Here is a 1,017-nt window from a genome sequence, read left to right as displayed (position 1 = left end):
GTATGCCTTGCGGGGCCGCTGCGGTGTCATGACAGCACTGATACGACTGGGAGTTGGAGGCTGTACATCACCCGTCCGTGCGACCTGCGGGGACGGGTGCTCGCGAATTCGAACCGGACAGGAGCTGTTGGGGCAGAACGGGACGACACGCCAGACCTGCGACAGACACCAGCACTGGACATTGAGCACAAGCAGGTCCAATCAGCCGATCCCAGGCGGTCGACAAAACCGTCAAACCTGCACGTCAGCAGCACGAACGTCCTCTGAGAGGTCGTTTTCACCGGCAGATTCTGCTTGCTCCCAACATGCCCTTGTGGCGAGGTGGCACTCAGAGCCGGCGGCGGCTCAGGCGACGCCTGTGGTTCACGGGAGGCCCGTATCGCCTGTCTCATGCCGCAGGATCTGTCTCACTCCACGAGGTGCGGTTCATCCCGTTACGCACCTATCCGTCATGCGCAGATCCGGGAAACAAGCGGCGCCTGTAAAGCACTGAGACGCATGGTGGAGAACAAACCAGCAAAAAAGTGACTCTCAGGGGCCTCGCCAGGGGTGCCCGGGTGCGGGCTCAGCCGGTGTGATCGGGGTGCGGGTCAGGGCGGGTGCCGGTCGGCCAGAGGCTGTCGGGGAAGGCTGCGGTGTCGGCGTCGGTGTCGGGCATGAGTGTGGTGAGCATCTGCTGGGCGGTCTTAGCGTTGTCGGTGGCGCGGGGCAGCATGACGGTTTCGTAGGCGTCGAGGGCCTCGCCGATGGTGGGGTGGCCGATGACGGCGCGGGCGAGGTCGGCGCCGTCGAGCAGAGCGAGGTTGGCGCCGACGCCGATGGGCGGCATCAGGTGGGCGGCGTCGCCGAGCAGGGTGATCCCCGGGACGCGTTGCCAGGTGTGGGGCACCGGGAGGACGAACATCGGCCGGTTGATGAAGCTGCCCTCGTTGTCGCGCAGGATGCGCAGCAGGCTCTCATGCCAGTCCTGGTACCGGGCAAGGAGGCGGTCGCGCACGGCTCCGGTGTCGGTGAGGT

General features: G+C 65.9%; 1 protein-coding gene. It reads right to left on the bottom strand.

Annotated elements, in window-relative coordinates:
* Positions 1–565: 565 nt before the first annotated feature.
* The coding region (locus ACH4FX_RS43220; RefSeq protein ID WP_398487404.1) for an FAD-dependent oxidoreductase at positions 566–1,017 on the bottom strand (452 nt) is incomplete at its 5' end.

Source organism: Streptomyces sp. NPDC018019, from assembly GCF_044327805.1.
Classification (GTDB): Bacteria; Actinomycetota; Actinomycetes; order Streptomycetales; family Streptomycetaceae; genus Streptomyces.
Note: the sequence above shows the minus strand (reverse complement) of the source record. Positions and strands in the feature narration are given on the sequence as shown.